This window comes from Micromonospora sp. SH-82 (genome assembly GCF_051132485.1).
Taxonomy (GTDB): domain Bacteria; phylum Actinomycetota; class Actinomycetes; order Mycobacteriales; family Micromonosporaceae; genus Micromonospora.
Genome location: NZ_CP148049.1, coordinates 3704611 through 3723812, shown reverse-complemented (window position 1 = coordinate 3723812; position 19202 = coordinate 3704611). Strand labels below are relative to the sequence as shown.

General features: G+C 68.4%; 11 protein-coding genes. 2 read left to right on the top strand and 9 right to left on the bottom strand.

The window, feature by feature from the left end; translation table 11 throughout:
- Positions 1-79 precede the first annotated feature (79 nt).
- From WHN02_RS16790 to WHN02_RS16780, 3 genes are all read right to left on the bottom strand, one after another.
- Positions 80-1312, bottom strand: a complete 1233-nt coding sequence (locus WHN02_RS16790) for a helix-turn-helix domain-containing protein (RefSeq protein WP_434739691.1) — start codon at positions 1310-1312, stop codon at positions 80-82.
- On the bottom strand, positions 1299-1484 hold the full coding sequence (locus WHN02_RS16785) for a hypothetical protein (RefSeq protein ID WP_434739690.1): 186 nt from the start codon (positions 1482-1484) through the stop codon (positions 1299-1301). The genes WHN02_RS16790 and WHN02_RS16785 overlap by 14 nt, the downstream gene beginning before the upstream one ends.
- A 148-nt stretch (positions 1485-1632) precedes the next feature.
- A complete protein-coding gene (locus tag WHN02_RS16780; protein WP_434739689.1) occupies positions 1633-2817 on the bottom strand; it encodes a helix-turn-helix domain-containing protein in 1185 nt (394 codons plus the stop codon).
- A gap of 576 nt (positions 2818-3393) precedes the next feature.
- Between WHN02_RS16780 and WHN02_RS16775 the strand changes: the two genes are divergently transcribed.
- Both WHN02_RS16775 and WHN02_RS16770 read left to right on the top strand, forming a co-directional pair.
- Complete coding sequence (locus WHN02_RS16775; protein WP_434739688.1) at positions 3394-3537, top strand: hypothetical protein; 144 nt, start codon at positions 3394-3396, stop codon at positions 3535-3537.
- A gap of 4 nt (positions 3538-3541) precedes the next feature.
- On the top strand, positions 3542-3856 hold the full coding sequence (locus WHN02_RS16770; protein ID WP_434739687.1) for a GNAT family N-acetyltransferase: 315 nt from the start codon (positions 3542-3544) through the stop codon (positions 3854-3856).
- Between the two features lie 57 nt (positions 3857-3913).
- Here the strand turns inward: WHN02_RS16770 and WHN02_RS16765 are convergent, their stop codons facing one another.
- The 6 genes from WHN02_RS16765 to WHN02_RS16740 all read right to left on the bottom strand — a co-directional run bounded on the left by WHN02_RS16765 (position 3914) and on the right by WHN02_RS16740 (position 19193).
- Positions 3914-4816, bottom strand: a complete 903-nt coding sequence (locus WHN02_RS16765; RefSeq protein ID WP_434739686.1) for a WD40 repeat domain-containing protein — start codon at positions 4814-4816, stop codon at positions 3914-3916.
- A gap of 667 nt (positions 4817-5483) precedes the next feature.
- The gene (locus WHN02_RS16760; protein ID WP_434739685.1) at positions 5484-5981 is read right to left on the bottom strand and encodes a hypothetical protein; all 498 of its coding nucleotides are present in this window, start codon (positions 5979-5981) and stop codon (positions 5484-5486) included.
- Positions 5982-6035: 54 nt separating this feature from the next.
- Positions 6036-6491: an SMI1/KNR4 family protein gene (locus WHN02_RS16755; RefSeq protein ID WP_434739684.1), complete on the bottom strand. Its 456-nt coding sequence runs from the start codon at positions 6489-6491 to the stop codon at positions 6036-6038.
- A 453-nt stretch (positions 6492-6944) separates the two neighbouring features.
- Positions 6945-7700: a barstar family protein gene (locus WHN02_RS16750; protein WP_434739683.1), complete on the bottom strand. Its 756-nt coding sequence runs from the start codon at positions 7698-7700 to the stop codon at positions 6945-6947.
- Between the two features lie 99 nt (positions 7701-7799).
- Positions 7800-18557 (bottom strand): LamG-like jellyroll fold domain-containing protein, encoded by a 10758-nt coding sequence (locus tag WHN02_RS16745; RefSeq protein WP_434739682.1) that lies wholly within the window; start codon positions 18555-18557, stop codon positions 7800-7802.
- 180 nt (positions 18558-18737) lie between these two features.
- Positions 18738-19193 carry a hypothetical protein gene (locus WHN02_RS16740; protein WP_434739681.1) on the bottom strand — a complete coding sequence of 152 codons (456 nt, stop codon included), beginning with the start codon at positions 19191-19193 and terminating at the stop codon, positions 18738-18740.
- Positions 19194-19202: the final 9 nt, after the last annotated feature.

Here is a 19202-nt window from a genome sequence, read left to right as displayed (position 1 = left end):
TCCTCTGCATCTGCGAGACGGCAAGGTGATCCACTGTAGACGCCCCGTGTCGACCGAGGGGTTCAGGGCGTCGGGGCGGTCACCGGGCGCCGTCGACGCCGCAGGCCCGCCCGAGGTCGACGAGCCGGGGGTCGGGGCGTACCGACCGGCGCAGGACCAGGGCCACCACCTCCCGGGCCGCCGGACGGGACCGGACCTCGGCGGGCGCGGTCCGGTCGGCGGCGAGGAGGGCACGACCGGCGGCCACCACGTCGCCGAGCAGGACGTACGCCCGGGCGGTGTCGACCTGGTGGTCAGCGCGGACGGCGAGGGGAAGGTGCGCGTACCCCGGATGGTCGACGACCCGGGCGTGGTCGGCCAGGGCACGGTCCGGTTCGCCGGTCTCGACGGCCGCCGCGACCCGGACCACCCCCACCAGGGCCGGGCCGAACCCGGTCCAGTGGTCGTTGCGACAGGCACCCACCCGGGTCGCCACCTGGTCGGCCCGACCGAGCAGCCCCCGGACGGTGGGGGCGTCGCCGGTCTGGGCGGCACCCATCGCGGCCTGCAACAGCAGCGTCCCGTACACCGAGAGCCGCCCGGGACTCGCGGCCATCGGGGCGGCGGGGGCGAGCCGGTGGGCGTGGTCGAGGCAGGTACCGATCGCCTGTCGGGCATGACCGAGGTCCCGGACCACCCCGCCGAGGGGCACGGCGGCGCGGGCGGCCAGGACCGGGCAGCCGGCGGCGGCGCTGACCGACAGCGCCCGGTCCGCCGCCAGCCAGGCCATCGGCAACTCACCGAGCTTGCGCAACGTCGAGGCGGTGATCTGGTACGCCTCACCGAGCAGCCCCGCCGTCGCCTCGTCGCGCCGGTCGGCGCGAGCCCGCTGGGCGTCGACCAGCAGGCCCGGCAGCATCCGCACCAACCTGTCGTACGCCGCGTGCTGCAACGAGAGCCAGCCGTGGTCGACTGCCTGCCGGAGCCGGGCCGGAGGGGGAACCGGGCGGGGGTCGGCAGCCGACCGTACACCGGTGTCGTACCGGGCCAGCGCCGACCGGAGCTCGACCACCGACGGGCCGACCGGGGCGGCCCGCTCACCCCGGTCGGCCTCCACCGGGTCGACGAAGCTGGCCACGTCCAGGCGCAGTGCGGCGGCGATCTCGTGCAGGACGGAGACCCGGTCCAGGCGGCGGACCCCCCGCTCCACCTTGTCCACCCAGGACTTCGACCTGCCGACCATGTCGGCGAACTGCTGCTGACTGAGGTTGCGCCGACTCCGCCAGTACGCGACCCGCCGCCCCACCGGCACCGAGTTGTCATCCCTGCGCACGTCGCCACCGCCGGTCGGGTACCGCCCGGGTGGTGTCCTCCACCGGGGTCCGTTCGGCCTCGGCCTGGGCCAGGATCCGCTGCCGCGCCGCCTCGTGCTCGGCCGCCTGCTGGGCGGCCCCGGCCGACCCCGGATCCCCGCCCCGTCGCCGCATCCGCTTGAACATCGCCATCCCCTCCGCAACTGGTGTCAGGGCGGCAGTCGTCAGCCGACCCTATGTAGTGGGGGTGGCGGCTCGCCGGACCGCTTGTCGGCTCCAGCCGAGCCCGACACCCACCGCAAACATAGGGAACTATGTGTAGTTGATTACTAACTGTCGGTTAGGTCGCGTGATCCACGTCGAGCGGGTCCAACCCCATCCGGACAGCAAGGTCCCGCAGGGGCTCAGAACCGTTCCGGCGGGCGTCTCGCACCATCTGCCCCACCAGTTCCCGGACGCTGGGGCGAGACCGCAGCTCGGCCGGGTTGGCCTTGTCCGCCTCCAGAAAACACCGGATGGCCTGGTCCGTGTCGCCGACCGCGTACCAACCCCGCCCAGCGTCGATGTGCAGACGGGTGCGACGGTTCGCGGTCTGGATCTTCGATCGGTCGACCAGCCGGGCATACTGCGGAGCCTTGTCAGGTGCACCGTTCTCGACAGCCACCCCGACCCGCCAGATGCCGACATTGGCTTCGGTGAACTCCATCCGCCAGGGGTCGGATCCGGTACGCCGGGCAGCCCCCTCTGCCTCGGCCAGGTGCAGGTCCGGATCGCCTGTGCCCAACGCCGCTGCGGACAGGGCAGCATGCAGGTGGAGCATGCCGTACCAGGTGAGCAACGCGTCGTCACCGTCGTCGCCGAGCTGCTCCGCCGCCCGCACCACGGTCCTGAGCGACCGTCGCCGACCGCCCGGAGTGCCCGACGCCAACGCCACCTGCGCGGCCCCGAACGCGGCTGCGGCCTGCTCGACCGGCCCGAGCAGACGAGCTGTCAACTCTGCCCGTTCCGCATATCGAGCGGCCAGGTCCACCCAGCCGAAAGGCTTGATCACGAGCGCGGTGGTCAGGGCTGCCCGCACCAGGAGAGCCGGACCCGCCGCGTCACCGGAGTCGGCAAGCTGACGGGCACCCTTGACCAGACCCGGCAGGGTACGGGCCAGAACCGGGTAGTCGCAGGCCATTCGCGCCCGCATCGCCTCGTCGAGAGCCCCGGACAGGACGTCGAGCCCGACAGGTGCACCGTCGAAGTCGTCGTCGAGTGCCCCCCGCAACTGCGGCACCGCACTGTAGATCGCCAGTTCGTCCCCGCTGCGGGGTGCGGTCGGCTGACCAGTGAGGTCGGTGACACCCACCCCCAGGGCCGAGGCCAGGGCGATCAACGTGGACCGCTTGGTCACAGGACGGCGGCCGCGCTCGATCATCGAGATGTAGGCGTCGGTGACGCCGATCCGGTCGGCGAGCTGCTGCTGGGTCATGCCGTTGGCGTCCCGCCACCGGGCGATGCGCAGGCCGATGTAGTCGGCCATGAATCCTCCCGCACAAGGTCGTCCGGACCTTACGTAGCCGGGTCCGGCACTCGGTGCCGCAGGCCCGGCGGTCCAACCACTGCCTTCCGGGCGACTGGGCCTGGCAACGGTGACTGGGCCGTCCACCTGGATCATGACGAGGCCACCGCATCCCCGAACATAGAGCGGAGACAGTATCGCCTTCCTAACTCCACGTTAGTAGGCCCGGATGGGACAGTCGGGATGTAAACCCACCGGCGTGGCAAACTCGGCCGGTTCGGTGCTCATCGCTCTCCGTCGTCCATCGGTGCTCGACTGCACGATGTCCCGGGCGGACCGCACAGGAGACACCGAGCGACGACCAAGCGGCGGTGGAAACCTGGGCGAGAGATCACTACTCTTCGCGAGTGCACTTTCGGACTCTCCGCTGCGACAGGCAGCCCTCTGCGCCGGGACAACACCGCGCTGCGGCCCTGCCTGAGCGCTACTCGGTAGCCACCGACCCCGCCTGAGATTCGGGCGAGGGCCTGCAACGACCTCACCCTGTCCGCTCCGAGACCCCGACGCCATCGGTCTACCCGCCGCCAGGGAGCAACAGTGACCACCATCGACGAGAACCTCGTCGTACGCCCCGCCACGGAGGCCGATGCCGGACCACTGATCAGCGTGCTCGCCTCGGCGTTCCACGAAGGACCCGTCGCCAACTGGCTGATCCCCGACGAGGCCGACCCATGGTGCTGAGGAGATGTTCGACGCGGTCCAGCCGGACGAGCCGCACCACTACCTCGCCTTTCTCGCTGTCGACCCGACCCAGCAGAATCGCGGGATCGGTGCGGCACTGCTCGCCGACCATCACGGTCGCCTCGACGCCCTGGGGTTGCCGGTGTACCTGGAGGCCAGCAACAGGAACAACCAACGGCTCTACCTCCGCCACGGCTACAGCGCCGGCCCCGCGATAGCGCTGCCCGAGGAGGGGCCGGCAATCCTGCAGATGTGGCGCAGTGCCCCCGGCGACGACGGCCGGACGCCGTTCCCGTGCACCAAGCCACGTCGGCAGTGACGGCACCATCTGCGCCGCCCGCGCGAGCCGTACAAACGGAAGCGGACCGCTCATGCGTCAATCGAGGCAGTCGAGGATCTCCCGCACGAGAGCAGCGGAACCCGGGATCCTCTCGTCACGCATTTCCCGGTGAAGCACCGACATGCCCGACCTCGCCCGCTCTCGGCAGGCCTCCGCCAGGTGGGTTCGCCCCTCCAACGCCTCGCTGTGGTGAGACTCGCCGTCCACACAGGCAAGTAACAGGTCCAGCATCCGCTGACGCGCCCGCAACGACAGGGGCTCCTCCGCGAGCGCGGCGAGGATCATGGAAGTGACCGGGACCGCCGCCTCGAAGAGCATGCCCTGAATCTCGACGTCGTTGACCAGCCCTCTCCCGCTGGCCTCCTCCTCCGTCTGCGCCCGGACCAGCTCCGCGAAGCTCCCCGGAACATGCCGTGCCCCTCTGCGGCAACCACAGCGGATGCTCTCCCAGTCGTGACGCAGCGCTTCCACCTGCCACGGCCGGATTCCGCCATCGGGAGTGGGCACCGACGACGCCGGCCGACAGCGGATCCGCCGTCTCGGCTGCCCACCGCCGACCGACCAGACCGCCACGACGGCGTCCCCGTCGCACCCCACCACCTCCGTACCGTCCGCCGAGAACCTGACCGCCATCACCTCACCGTTCAAGCCCCGCAGCACAGCGATCGGACGGCCTGATGCGGCATGCCAGAGCCGGACCGTCCGATCGGCGCCTCCGGTGACCACCAACTCACCGGTGCGGCTGAAGCCGACAGCGGTGATGGGACCCAGGTGGCTGGCGAGCTCGGAGGTGGGCGACGCCCCGTCCAGCCAGAGGCGGGCGATCCCCAGGTTGTCACCGGCGACAGCCCGCCCGGACGGGCCGACGGCGACCGCTCGGACCGGCCGAGACCCGACGGGCCGCAGAACCTCCAGGGCTCCGGGGTCACCGGCCTGCACCCACGCCACCGCACCGGAATGAAAGCCGACGAGAAGCCGACCGGGCCGAGACTCGTCGAAAGCGAGAGCGCGGACCGTCCTGAAATTCCAACCAGGAATGTGTACGGACTCTCCCGCGAAAGCCTCCCGCCTGCCACTGCGTCTGGTCCAGATGACCAGTTCGCCCCCTTCCCCGGCCCCCGCCACGTACTTCTGCGTCGAATCCATCGCCGCAGCCCACGTCGTCGCCGGAGGCCCTTCGAGGTGGGAACATCCTCCGCCTACGCTCCAGACTGCGGCCTCCCCCTCTGCGCCACCCATCACCAGGTCGGCCGACGCGGCCGAGAACGCCAACGAGCGGGCGGGTCCCAACAAACCCGGCAGTTCGGCCAGGTGGAAACCAGTCCTCAGATCCCACAGAGACACTCCGGATCGATCCGAGACCACGACCCAGCCAAGGTCTGGTGAGACCGCTATCGCGTGCACCGAGGAAATCGGACCAAACATGAAACCAGCCCTCGAAGTCACCAGCCGACTGCCTCACCAACAGCGATTCAGGCATCTTACGAAACCCTGACAAAGGAATCGATTCGCAAACCCATCACTTCGCAGATCCACAGGAGCGCTTCGGCGGTGATATCCGAGCCGCATTTTCAGTAGGCTCGAAACCTGTCCAGCAGATGCAGAATTAGACGTTCCGTTCTGTCAGGATGGTCTCCTGTAGTGCGACAGCCTGGACGCATGGGGTACAAGCTAACTCTTTATCAAGACTGGCCTTGCCCCGGACGTTCGACATCACGACACTTTCGTAGCAAGCAGAAAAGATTTCCGCCGCTTCCTCTCCATCGATACGTCGCACCCCCATCGATTCAACGAGCCTTTCAAGCACCACGAGAAACGGGCCAACTCCGGGCCTCGAAGGAAGGTCGCCCAGGCGATCTCGGGCAACGAGAAATTGCTGAACCATTTTTTCAGTCAGGAAGAATTTCGGCCTTGCATCAGTGCAGATTTCCAGGGTTGTGGTTATGAGATGGCCAATCTCTTCCGGGAAGAGTTCCTCGAACGGCGGGCGCAGGACCGTGATGGTGTCTCTAATGACTCGTAAAGACACCTCGTACAGATCCTGCTCGGGACGACCTGCCAACTCGTCGACCCTTGGACCAATCTCGCCGTCCCATAATTCCACTATCCGCTCCCTGAGTCCAGCTAGCTCAACGATTCCGCTCCCAGAGCCAGAATCTCATCGCCGCCTGTCATGTATAGATTTGAAGATCACCCTTTTCCGAGGGAAATCCCCAGGAAAAGTTCTCATGCGAATCTTCTTGGAGAGCACCGACTCAAGCCACTCCACAGCACCTCCATCGAACTCTTCCCAGATTGGCCCTCTCGCCTCACCCACAGCGACACGCCAACGGTCAGGATCGTCTACTGGATCTTTGATCCAGTACGAGACATCGCCGTTATCCGAACGACCAAAAGACAACAGCTCAGAAGGCATTCGCGGAAGCTCGTGACCCCTATCCAGAAGATAGCCAAGCGCCCAGGCAGTACGCTCGTGCTGGTATTCGAGCTCAAGCGCCTTATGACCAGATTCGGGATGGAAGACATGAAGAAAGTCTCCGAAAATCCCCTGACCGTACCGATCAATGAGCCACTTGTAGTCGGCGGGCAACACAGTGCCCATCTTGGATTCCACTCGCGCCCAGTCGACAGGCGCCGGCAGATTCTGCGGGGACGACACCAGATTCGTCAGCGATTCTCGGGCAACTTCTTTCGAACTCTCGCGAGCCCACCACGCCTGCCGACTACGACGTACTCGACTGTCTTGCCAACACCGTCTCCCATGTCATGACTATTAGCGCGATGCCGACCATCAAACGCCTTCCCACAAATTCCACAGGTCGGTGAATCCGTCACGTCCGGATTCTCCATCAACCATCCTCCTTGCCCGGCTGTCTGATTGGCACGATCATCTCGTCGCAGCAAGAGCATTAGAATTGAAATCAGAAGTCATCAGTTGACCACTCGTTCATTCCACCACGATGCTTCGCGTCGATAAGCCGTTTCGATTAACAAAGCGTCCGTCGACACATTCGAAGACCCAGACCGGGAGGGAGCGGTCAAATATGCCGTCAGAATTCGATCGCTACTACCGGAGCGTTACGTCCACGCCGAATTCCCGTAGAACATTAATAGCGGACACCGCCAGCGCGGCGCCCATCCTCTCCTGCGAAGCGGAGGAATGCTCCCACACCAACCCGAGCGGAGCACCAGCGATCCGGGAGGATGCAAGGCAATCAGCAAGCCCGTCAAGAGTGGATCCAAAATAGCCGCCCAATCCATTAATCGATTCACCAAGTTCGCAATAGAAGCTACTCTCTCCCAAGATGCGTCTGCCGTCGAGCACACCGATTTCTCCGGTGCCATACCTCTTGGCCGCGTGTCCCGTCTCAAACCAGGAATTCTGAACCACGTGGAGCCAGCTGGCATGAGATTCCACGGGATATCCCATCCATTCACCTTTTACGAGAGGACTTCGCGAAGCCCACCGATGCCAGATCGTCGCTGCTGCGGCGTACGGGCATGCATGACCGTAGAAGGTCACGACGAAACGAGCCTGCCCCGCGCATTCTTTGTCTTCTACCGTTGATTGAAGCCCTACACGCCCTATGTAATAGGACCCAATCGCCTTGCCGGCCAGGTTGACCACACGCAATTCCACGTTAGAGAGGTCTTTGCCGAGGCGGAGTGGCTCTCGCGCCGAACCGAGGATCGAAATTTCTGCTGACTTCACGTGGTCCGACTCGACAAAAAATCCATCGATCTCGCGAGCCGCGATAAGCACCCGCCCGGACTCTTCTTCAACTAGGTGATAAAGCGGACCAGCCGAACCATTTTTATTCATTCCTAGCCTCTCGCGCGTCGGACCAGAACAACTATAGCGGAGAGTCCGCACAGGTTTTATCGACCTCTGCGGACTCTCCGCTATAGTTATTTTCCTCCACTACCAGCCAGCATCAGGGAAGTGAGGCGCAGTGAAGGGTTTGATGGTTTTGTAGTGGTCATTCGTCCACCCCATCACCATCCGGCCATCAGGGAGGGTCTTCGCTAGAATTCTGGCATTGTCCCCCTTGGTGCCGGGAACTCGATACTCCAGCGCACCCGCCCAGCGCTTCTCGTGCGTCGCCTTGCCTTGGAATACCTTCTGCACCCCCGTGGAGGGATCCGTCTGCGGAACACCGCTTCCGGCCCTGATGTCGTCATACGCGTTGACAAAGTTCTTCGACATCCCCTGCGGAAGCGGATCCGACAGCTTCCCATTGGGGCAGTTGTTGTTGTGAACGAGAACCGGAGTCTGCCCCGCCAGCACATAGTACGTGTGGATGTCGGCGACGGTGAGGTCGCGCATCTCCTCGGTGCCGAGCTGGTTCAGCACCGCCACCACGGTTACCGCGCCCTTGCCCCGGACCAGGAGCCGCGTGCCCGGCTTCAGGTCCTTCGCGTCGGTCCACTTGCGCTTCGAGTCGTTCCAGAACGGGTGGTGCCAGGTCGTCTCGACCTTCGTCACCCGACCGTCCTGGTCCCGGACCGTCAGGTCGGTCAGGTCCTCGTCCACGTTGCGGTGCAGCCGGGTCACCTGCTTCGGCTCCGACCGCCCCGCCACCGGATCCGTCGCCAACACCCGGTCACCGACGTTGACGTCCTCGATCGGCCGACTACTCCCGTCAGCCATCAACACCGGCGTCTGCGGGTCGAAGCTGTGCCGACGACCGTTCGTCGGGCAGGACCCCGACCCACCGGAGACACTGATCCCCGCCGCGTTCCGCCCCGAGGAGGGCGATGCCCCGCCCGACCGGGCGCCACCGCCGCCCTTGCGGCTCAACGCGCCCAGCCCCGGCACCATGTTCTCCACAGCGGCGCGCGGGTTGTACGAGCCGGTGGTGGCGACCTGTCCCAGGGCGTCCTCCACCCCACCCTCGACACCCTCGACCGCCAACCGGCCCAGCAGTCCGGTGCCGGCCTTCTTGGCCACCGCCGCACCGACCCGGGCCGCGATGGCCCCACCGGCACCGCCGAGCAGCCCGGCGACCGCTCCCGTCCCGAGGGAGCCCAGGGCGTCGCCCATGCTGTGGATGTCGCCCTGCGCCGCGTCCTTCGCGAGGGTGATCAGCGCTCCGGCCCCGGCGATGCAGGCCAGCGCCCCGGCCCCGGCGGTCACCGCCGTGCAGGCGATGCCGGCGAGGATCGCCCCGCCGATCGCGGCGACCTCCAACAGGACGTCCTTGTGGTCCTTTACCCATTTCTTCGTCGCGTTGGTGGCGTCTCGTACGGCTGTGGTGGCCTTCTTGACCACCCGCTGGGCCTTGGCGGCGATCTTCTTACCGGCCTGTTTGGCCTTGGCGATCGTCTGTTTGGCCTTCTTCTTGACCGCGGCGACCTTCTTCGCCACGTACTTCTTGGCCTTCTCGACCTTCTTCTTGACGTACCGCTTCGCCTGGTTGTACTTCTTCTTGACCTGCTGTTTGACCTGCTCGTACTTGCGTTTGACCTGCTGGACCTTCTTCTTGACCACGGCCTTGGCCTTCTTGACGGTCTTGGTGACCTTGGCCTTGGCCGAGTTGTACGCCGAGTAGGTGTAGGACGCGGCGTACGAGGAGGCCCGCGACACGTACGACGACGTGTACGAGTACGCCGACCGGGCGGTCGAGGTGACGGCGCTGGCCGCCTTCCGCAGACCACGACCGAGGTCGCGCAGACCCCAGTGGCCGGTCGGGTCGGTCACGGTGAGCGGGTTCGCGTCGCCGTACTGGTACCGGTTGGCGTTGATCGAGTCCGGCAGGGGGCTGTTGGAGGCGGTGTCCCGGGTGTCGAACTGCCCGGTGTCCGGGTTGTACCACCGGGCGTGCATGTTGACCCGGCTGGTCGCCGCGTCGGTCCACTCCGACTGGTAGCCGAGCTGCCCGATCAGTCCCCCGGAGACGACCACCTTGCCGAGGGGGTCGTAGGTGACCGACCCGGCGAGGGTGGTCCCGGTGGCGGTGAGCTGCCCGACCACGTCGGTGTGCAGGTCGGTCCAGACCATCCGCTGCTGGCCGCCGGAGGTGGTGCCGACCACGTCGCCGCCCGGCCCCCGGACGTAGGTCGAGGAGGAGTCGGCGGCCAGGTCGTTGCCGAGCCCGGAGTACGCGTGACCGGGGCGGACGGCCCGGCCCAGGGCGTCGTACGAGTAGGTCTGGGTGGCCCCGCCGGCCTCCTGCGACACCACCTGACCGAGGGCGTCGGCGCTGGTCACGTTCCCGCCGGCCCGGGCAAGGGTGCCCCGGGCGGTGTACTGGTAGGCCGTCCCGTCGGCGTCGAGGAGCCTGTTGCGCTGGTCGTAGCTGAACAGCTTGGCGCCGTTCTGCACCCGGTTGCCGGCCTTGTCGTAGGCGTACACAGTGCTGGTGGTGCCGTTGTTCCAGGACGTCAACCGGCCCGCGAGGTCGTAGGTGTAGCTGTTGTTCGCCGACCCGGCGAACCCGGTGGTGTTCTTGGTGACGATGTTGTCGTTCAGGTCCCACCCGTAGGTGATCTTCGCCAGGGGGGTCCCGGTCGGGGTCCGCAGTTCGTCCCCGACGATCCGGTGCGAGGCGTCGAAGGTGAAGTTGCGGGTGTTCCCGTTGGTGCCGTGGGTGATCCTGGTGACCTGGGACAGGGTGTTGTAGGTGTAGCCGAGCTGCGTCCCCGCCGTCGGGTTGCTGAGGGTGGCCAGCCGGCCCGCCACGTCGTACCCGAAGGTGGTGGTACCGGCCGCGTCCTGTCGGGAGGTGACCCGCCCGTCGGCGTCGTACCCGAACGAGGTGTTCCCCTCCGGGCCGGTGACCGACCGGGGTTGACCCCTGTCGTCGTAGGTGACGCTGTTCGTGCCGCCCGGCCCGGAGAAGGACGTCATCCGGCCGGCCACGTCGTAGTCGAAGACCCGGTCGGTGGTGGCCGCCTCCGCCCCCGCCCCCGCCTGCCGCAGGAGCTGGTCCAGGTCACCGTAGGTGTTGGTCACCGACACCCCGCCGGGCAGCAGCTGCCGCACCGGGCGGGCCGCCGCGTCGTAGGCGAGGGTGAAGGTCCGGTCGGCCGCGCCCGGGTGGGCCGCCGTCGCCGGCTCGATCTGCGACTCCGGCAACCCCCACGGGTTGTACGTGGTGAAGAAGGCGTTGCCCCGGCCGTCGGTGAACCGGGTCCGGTTGCCCTCCAGGTCGTACCCGAAGGTGGTGACGATCGCGTCCGACCCGGAGATCGGCTGGGTGTGCCGGGTGACCACCCCGGTCGCGTCGTACTCGAAGGTGGCGGTGGTGCCCTTGGCGTCGGTGGAGGCGACGAGGTTCCCGGCCCGGTCGTAGCGGGCCGACCTGTCCGACAGCAGGGTTCCGGTCGCCCCGTGCTCGGCGGTCCGGAGCGGCCGGTCCGCCAGGTCGTACTCGACTGTCGAGTAGGAGTTGTCGGGCCGGATCGTCCTGGTGGTCCGCCCCTCGGCGTCGTACTCGTACCGGGTCCGGTTGTTCGCCCCGTCGAAGACCGCCGTCGGTTCGCCCAGGACGTTGTACTCGGTCCGGGAGGTCACCCCGGCCGGGGTGGTGACCTGCTGCGGCCACCCCTGCGGGGTGTAGGTGTAGTGGGTGGTGTGGTGGGTCGAGTCCTGCCGGACCACGTCCGTCGAGGTGACGGTCCGCCCCAGGTAGTCGTAGGTGGCGGTGGTGACCGCGCCGGTCGGGTCGGTCACCGACAGGGTGTTGCCGATGTCGTCGTAGGTGTAGGTGGTCGCCCCGTCGTTGGGCGCGACCTCCTCGGCGAGCCGACCGAGCTGGTCGTAGGTGTACCGGGTGACCCGGCCCAGCGGGTCGGTGACGGTGGCGACCTCACCACCGGCGTCGTAGGTCTGGGTGGTCCGGGGGACGATCGGGGCGGTGGCCCCCGGCGGGGTGTAGGCCGGTGCCTGTTCGGCGACCGTCCGGCCGAGGGCGTCGTACTCGATGACCGACCAGTTGCCGTTGGCGTCCCGGACGTCGGTCGGCTCGTCGAAGGTGTTGTAGCCGACCAGGGTCACCGCGTTGGCCATGGCCGGGAGCTGCCCGGCCTGCTCGACCAGGGCCGCCGGGGCGGTGGTCCGCACCGCCCGGCCCTCCTCGTCGTACCCGTAGTAGGTGGTGTCGCCGTTGGGGTCGGTCACCGAGGTCGGCAGGTCGTCGGAGTCCACGGTCTGGGAGGTCCGGATGACCTGGGCGTCCGCCGCCGGTGCGGTCCCCGCCCGCAGCTGGGAGATCTCGGCCGCCGACAGCGCCTTCTGGTACGCCTGCACGTCGTCGACGGCACCGGGGAACCAGCCGAACCCGTCGGCGCCGCCGATGGTGAGCCCGGTGGACTGGTTGTTGAAGTCCTCGGTGGTGGTGGTCGTGCCCTGGAGGGTCCCGTTCGCGTACAGCCGGAGGGTCTTCGTCGCCGGGTCGGCGGTGACGGCCAGGTGGGTCCAGGTCCCGGGGGTGGCGGAGCCGTTCGGGCTCCCCGCGTTGACCCAGGTGACCGTCCCGTCGGCCTTGCGCACCGACATCGCCGTGTGCCAGCGGTTCTGGGCCGGCAGGTGGTGCAGCTTCAGGGCGGTGTTGCCGGTCGCCCCGGGCGCGGAGACGACGAGCTGCTCGGTGCCGGTGCCCGCCCCGGTAAGCTTCACCCAGGCGGCCACCGTGAACGCCCGGGTGGTGTCGACCACCCGGGGCGCGGCCAGGTGGCCGCTGGTCCCGTCGAAGACCGCCGAGCCCCCGCGCTCGGTCGACCAGGTCACCCCGCCGGCGGCGGTGGCGGGGCTGTTGCCCGCCGCGTCGGCGGCCTTCGTCCCGGTGGTCTCGTCGAGCTTCCACCTGCCCACCGGGGTCAGGGCGGTGGAGGTGTACTCGGTCTCGGCGACGGCCCGACCGGCGTGGTCGTAGAACGCGTCGGAGACGCTGGTGACGGTGCCGTCCGCGCTGGTGGAGACGGTGGAGACCACGTTGTCGTCGAGGTCGTAGACGAGGGTGGTCTTGCGCTTGAGGCCGTCCGGGTCGACGGTGGAGGTGGCCGTCCGACCGGCGGCGTCGTAGGTGGCGGTGGTGACGGTGTGGCCGTTGTTGGTCACCTCGGTCACTACGTTCCCGGCCGCGTCGTACCGGTTCTCCTCGATGAGGAAGGTCCGCCCGTCGTTGTCGGTACGGGTGACCTTCGCCTCCAACCCGTTATCGGTGTACGTGTACGCGGTGGTCCACCCCATCGCGTCGGTCTCGCTGGCCAGCCGTCCCGCCGGGTCGTACGCCCGCTGCACGGTGACCAGGTCACGAGGGCTCGACGGGTTGTTCGGGTCGCCGGTGAAGTCCTCCACCGTCGAGGTGAGCAGGTTCCCCTCGGCGTCGTAGGTGCTGGTGTTGACGGTCCCGTCGGGTTCGGTCTCGCTCACCACCCGGCCGTGGACGTCGTACCCGAAGGTGGTGGTCTGGTTGCCCGCGTTCGTGGTCGAGGACTCCTGGCCGTACCCGTTGTAGGTGTGCCGGGTGGTCCGGGAGGCGTCCCCGCCGGTCAGGTCGGCGACGGTGACCTCGGTGACGTTGCCGTCGACGTCGTAGACGGTGGTGGTCCGGGCGGTGTGGACCGCGCCGGTGACCCGGTTGGTCACCCCCGGCTCGGTCTCGGTGACCGGCCGCCCCAGGAGGTCGTAGGTGTAGCCGGTGGTCAACCCGGTCGCGTGGTTGGTGGTCACCTCGGTCTCGGTGAGGACCCGACCCACCCCGTCGTACGTGTACCGAATGATCTTGCCGGACGGTTCGATCACCTCGGCGACGTCACCGCTGGCGTTGTAGAAGACCCGTTGGACCTGCCCACCGGGGGTGGTCACCGTCGCCGGCAGACCGGCGGGGGCGAACCCGCCGTCCTTGGCCGCGACGGTCGTCCCGTCGGTGTACGTGACCCGGGTGGTCCGGCCCAGCGGATCGGTGATCCCGACCTGGTTGCCGAAGGTGTCGTAGCCGTAGCTGGTCCGGTAGGTGTCGTCGGTCTCCGACGCCGACCTGCCGTCCCGGACGGTCAGGATCAGGTCGTTGCGGGGATCCGGGGTGAGGACCGTGGTGGTCGCGTCCGGATAGTAGGTGTAGTAGACCGACGAACACCGGCCGGCGGACTGGTCCTGGCAGGTGATGACCTGTCTGGTGTTGCCCCGGACGTCCTGGAGTTCCTGGGACCACACCCCGCGCGGGTCGTAGGTGAGGTTTCCGTACCCGCCGACGTCGTAGCCGAACTTGGTGGTGTTGCCCAGCCCGTCGGTCTGCGCCACCAGACGGTTGCCGTTGACCAGGTCGTAGCTGTACGAGGTGGTCTCCCCCGTCGGCCCGGTCACCGTGACAGTGGAGACCGGCATGGCGATGGCGGTGGCCACCCCGGAGAGCATCGTCACCGCCACCGGGGCGGTCTGCTTCGACGCCGCGAAGTGCCCCGAGACCTGCTCGGCGGAGAGCTGCGACCGGTAGAACGCCACCTCGGCGACGGAACCGGTGAAGTGGCCGACCGTCCGGGTGCCGGTCATCGGCCAACTGCCCGACCACTTGCCCGCACCGACATACGCGTTGACGGCGTCGGTCACCGCCAGGGCGTGGTTGATCGTCCCGATCGGGACCCCGTCGAGGTAGAGGGTCTGGGTGTTGGTTCCGGCGGAGAGGACGACGTGGTGCCACTTGTTGTCGTTGACACCGGCGGCACTGGTGACCAACCGGGTGGGGCTGCCGGTCCAGAACCCGCCACGGAGCTTGCCGTCGGTGCCGACGTAGAGGGCGGGGGTCCAGTTCCCGGTGACGCTCGGGTCCTCCAACGGGGCGGCCTGGTAGCCGTAGAGGACCCCGCCGGTGGTGGGGCCGGACGGCACCTTGAACCACATCTCCACCGAGTTCGGCCCGGTCGTCGGGATGTCCTCGGGAGGTAGCACCAGGTGGGAGGAGGTGCCGTTGAACGAGGCGGCCCGGCTGTCGCTGAACGGCCCGGCCACCCCGAGGGTGGTGGTGTCGTAGGTGGCGGTGCCCCCCTGGACCTCGTTGACCGCCTCGGTCACCTCGGTCTCACCGAGTCGCCAGTAGTCGGCGGGCTTGGCGCCGAGGACCGATGCCGCGTACACGTCGCTGTTGCCGGAGACGGTCGGGGCGGCGAGGTTCCAGGTGCCGCCGTTCTCGTCGGTGAGGGAGGCGACCCGGCCGGTGGCGGTGTCGTAGGCGATCTCGGCTGTCGTCCCACCCGAGGGACGGACCACCTTGCTCAACACCGGGTGACTGTTACGCCCGACGGCGTGCAGCTCGGCGGCGGTGGCCCCGGTCAGGGCCTGGTTGAAGAAGGCCACCTCGCCGATGGAGCCGGTGAAATGGGTGGCCACCGCCGGGGAGGTGCCCGACCTGAGGTGCCCGGGCCATCCGCCGCCGACGAAACCGGCCCCGACCAGGACGTTCGCCGACTCCCCGGCGTGCAGGGAGATCGTCCCGTTCAGTGTCCCCTTGAGGACCCCGTCGAGGTAGAGGCGCTGGGTGTCCCCGGCACCGGCGAGCACCACGTGGTGCCAGTTCCCGTCGGTGACCGGGACGTCTGTGGTCATCGGGGTGGTCGAACCCATCCAGAACTCGCCCCGCAGTCGGCCGTCGCTGCCGATGTAGAGGGCCGGGGTGTAGTTGCTGGACGTGGTGCCGTTGCCGATCGGGTCGACCTGGTAGCTGAACAGCACCCCGTTCGGGGTGGTGGTACGGAACCACATGCTGACCGACTGGTACTGCCCCTCGGAGACGATCTTGCCGGGGAGTTGGACGTGGGAGCTGGTCCCGTTGAATCCGGCGGTGGTGGCCGTCGACCCGGGCAGTCCGGCCGGTTGGCCGAGGGTGACGTTCGTGTAGCGGGCGTTGTCGACACCGGCGTTGCTCAGCACCCGGCTGGCCGCCGTGGTCGTCCCGGCCGCCTCGTCCATCCGCCAGTACGAGTACGGCCCGGCGTTGAGCACCGCGTTGGCGTACTGCGAGGTGGGGGTCGACTGGTAGGTGGTGCACCGGGTGGGGTCGGTCGGCGGGCAGACCTGGGTCAGCTGGTCACCGGCCCCGTAGCCGTACTGCCAGACGGCCGCAGTGGTCGGGTCGCCGGGGGTGGCCGGGTCGGTGGTCACCGTCGCCACGTGCGGGTGGGTCGACCCGGTCGGGGTGGACCAGGTGACGTGCAGGGACCGACCGGCGGCCGAGGTGACTGTGGTGAGCTGACCGGTGGTGGAGTAGGTGAAGGTCAGCGCCCGGCCGTTGGCGTCGGCGATCCGGGTCACCTTGAACACGTCGGTGCCGACCGCCCGGCCGAAGGTGTAGACCGTGGCGTCCTTGTCGGTCAGGGTGTAGCCGGTGACCGTACCGGCGGAGTTCTTCGTCTCGACCAGGGTGGCGAACCGGCCGCTGGGGGCGGTGAAGGTGCCGTTGGCGTTGCGGCCGAAGGCGACGTCCTGCCCGGTCGGATAGGTGACAAGCACCGACTGGACGGTCCCCGCGACGTCCAGGACCCGGGTGGCCCGGGTGTCCACCATGCTCGACCAGCCGGTGCCGAACGCGTTGTGACGTCGGGTGTCGAGGCTGTTGTAGCTGCGGGTCACCGACAGGGACGGCCCGACGGTGGCGACGCTGGCGTCGGTGGCGGAGGTGGTGTAGTTGCCGATGCTCGGGTCGAAGCCCTTGCCGGAGTTCTGCGCCAGGTTGGTGGTGAGGACCGGTTGCGGGACCGAGGTGCTGAAGGCGAACGCCGGGTAGACGGCGCTGTAGCCGACCTTGTCGTAGACCCGGACCGTGTACAGGTAGGTCTTGTTCCAGGCCAGTAGCCCGGTCGGGACGGTCCAGGCGGGTGTGGCGACCCACCCGGAGTTCACCACCAGGGCGTTTGTCGCGGCGTCGGTGACGACGTAGTTGTAGGTGAACCCCTTGGCCGGCCACTTGTCCGGGTCGACGGCCCGCGACAGCAGCTCCGGGGTGAGGGTGTTGACCACCGCGTTGTTGCCCGGGTAGCGGAGGTTGACCTGCGGGACGACGTTGTTGCTGTAGGTCAGCTCCAGGTACGGCTTGTACGCACCGGACGAGTAGTTGGCGGCGGTGAACCGCTTCCAGGCGGTGGAGTCGGTCTCCGAGGCGGTCAGCGCCAGCCCCTCGTTCGCCCCGCCGGTCGACCAGTCGTTGAAGGTGGCGACCTCCAGCGGAACCGTCGCCCACCGGCCGACGCTGCGGTCGGCGGCGGTGTTGCCGCAGGCGGGTGAGTTGTTGGTGATGGTCAGCGACCCGATCGAGGCGGAGACCGTCGGGCCGGGGTAGCTCCCGGTGGTGAGGTTGGCGACGGTCCACGGCTGGGTCACCCGGTGGACCTGGAAGGGCTTGTGGGAGCTGCAGTCGTACGACCAGGTGTGGTAGAGCCGCAGCTTGGCGGCGGTGATCCGCTTGCCGATCAGCCCGTCGTCGTCGAACTCGTCGAAGTTGATGAAGGACCGGGCCTTGACCGTTCCCCCGTCGTACGTGCCGACCGGCAGGTTGTCGCCGTTGTGGTTGGTGGTCGCGGAGTCGTTGTCGACGTAGACGTCCCCGGTCGTCCCGGTGGTGACGGTGGGGTCCACCCGGACCGGGTACTGCCGGGACGGGTCGTCGAGCCAGGCCCGGTCGGCGACCACCCGCAGCGCCGGGGCCCCGGCGACGGTGATCAGTTCGAAGGTGACTCCGGAGGACTCGGCCGGTGCCCCGGAGTGGGGGTCGACGTTGGCGTCCTGCATCGACCCGTGCGGGAACCAGGCCGCCGCCTTGCCGTCGGCGTCGAGCAGTTCGACCTCGCCGTCAACGGTCAGCCGGGGGGTCAGCCCGGTCAGGCGCAGCGGGAACACCCAGGTCGACGGGGCCTGCGGCGAGCGCAGGACCAGGGTCTCCTTGATGCCGGCGTCGAAGGTGGTCAGCTCCAGGTCGGTGTCGGTGAGGACGTTCCGGTAGACGGCGGTGCCGTCGGTCACCTCGGGGGTGCCGACGGTGGCCCCCTCCAGCCGGTACCCGACGGTCTCCCCGCCGGGGAGGGTGAGCCGGGCCAGGTCGGTCGAGGGGTCCGACGCCCCGGACACCTCGGCCCGGTCGGCGGCGGATGGGGCGGCGGAAGGATCGGCGGCGGGTCGATCGGCGGCGGGCGGGCCGGTCGGGGCGGCGTTCGCGGCCCGCGCCCCCGACGTCGTGGTGGCGGGGGCGGCACCGGCGACGGAGATCCCGAGCCGGTTGGCGGTGACGTGCAACCGGCCGTCGGAGCGGCGGGTCAGGTCGGAGTCGATCGGACGCCAGGTGCCGTCGGCGGCACGGTAGTTGACCGGGCGGTTGTAGGTCCGGCGGGTGACCGACCCGTCGGCGTTGGTGAAGACGTCGGAGCGTTGGGTCGACCGGCGGAGGTCCCGCTTGCTGGTCCGGGCGTCGAAGCCCGGCTCGGCGACGCCCGTGGTGTCGGGGGTGACGGCGAGCCGGTGCGGCTGGTACGACTCCAGCGTGCCCGCTGCCGGTTCCGGTGCCCGACCGGCGCCGGTCCGGGCGTCGGTGGCCGAGGCCGGTACGTGCGGGTCCACCTCGCCGACGCGACCCTTGCCCTGCACGGGGAGGCCGACGAAGGCACCCGCCGCCGACCAGGCCGGCCGTTGGGTGAACCAGGTCAGCCAGGTGAACGGGAACTCGTCACCCGGTCGCACCGCGCCCTGTGGCACCGCAACTGACAGTCCGAAGACAATAGCGACCACAATGGACACACGGCGCATGGCGCCGCTGAATCGGCGCATGGCCGACCCTCCCCCGTTGAGCGTGAAACGTCGACGAGAGTGTGGGGATCACATCGATGGCGGCACAAGTAGTCCGTTCGGCCAAACCTGTGCGAAGGCTGAGAGTCCTCAGTCCTGCGCGGGCGACAGTCCGGTCACCAGATCCCGGGCCGACCGACGTACCGTTTCCGGGTCGGACGTGTCCACAACGGACACGTTCGAGGTCGCCTCGGCCGGCCCGAAGGCGACGAAACGGGCAGACGGGAAGCGGGCTGCGGTGGCCCGGACCGCCCCCGACGGTGCCTCACCGACGGTGAGAATAAGATCACAACGGCTCTGTACGAGGCTCGCGAGGAAGGTCTCCGCGTTCGCCGTCGTCTGCGCCCCGTCCACTTCCAGGTACTGCACCTTGACCCGGGTGGCGAGGGAGCCCTCCTGCATACCGGCCCAGACCGGCTGGGCGGCCGGGTCCGCCACCCCTGTCGCCCCTGTCAACAGGCAGGCGGTCTGCGCCGCGTACTCCCGCTGGCGGGGTTCGGCATCGGGGTTCGGCCAGATCGCCCAACCGACCACAAGGGCCACCACCAGGGCGAA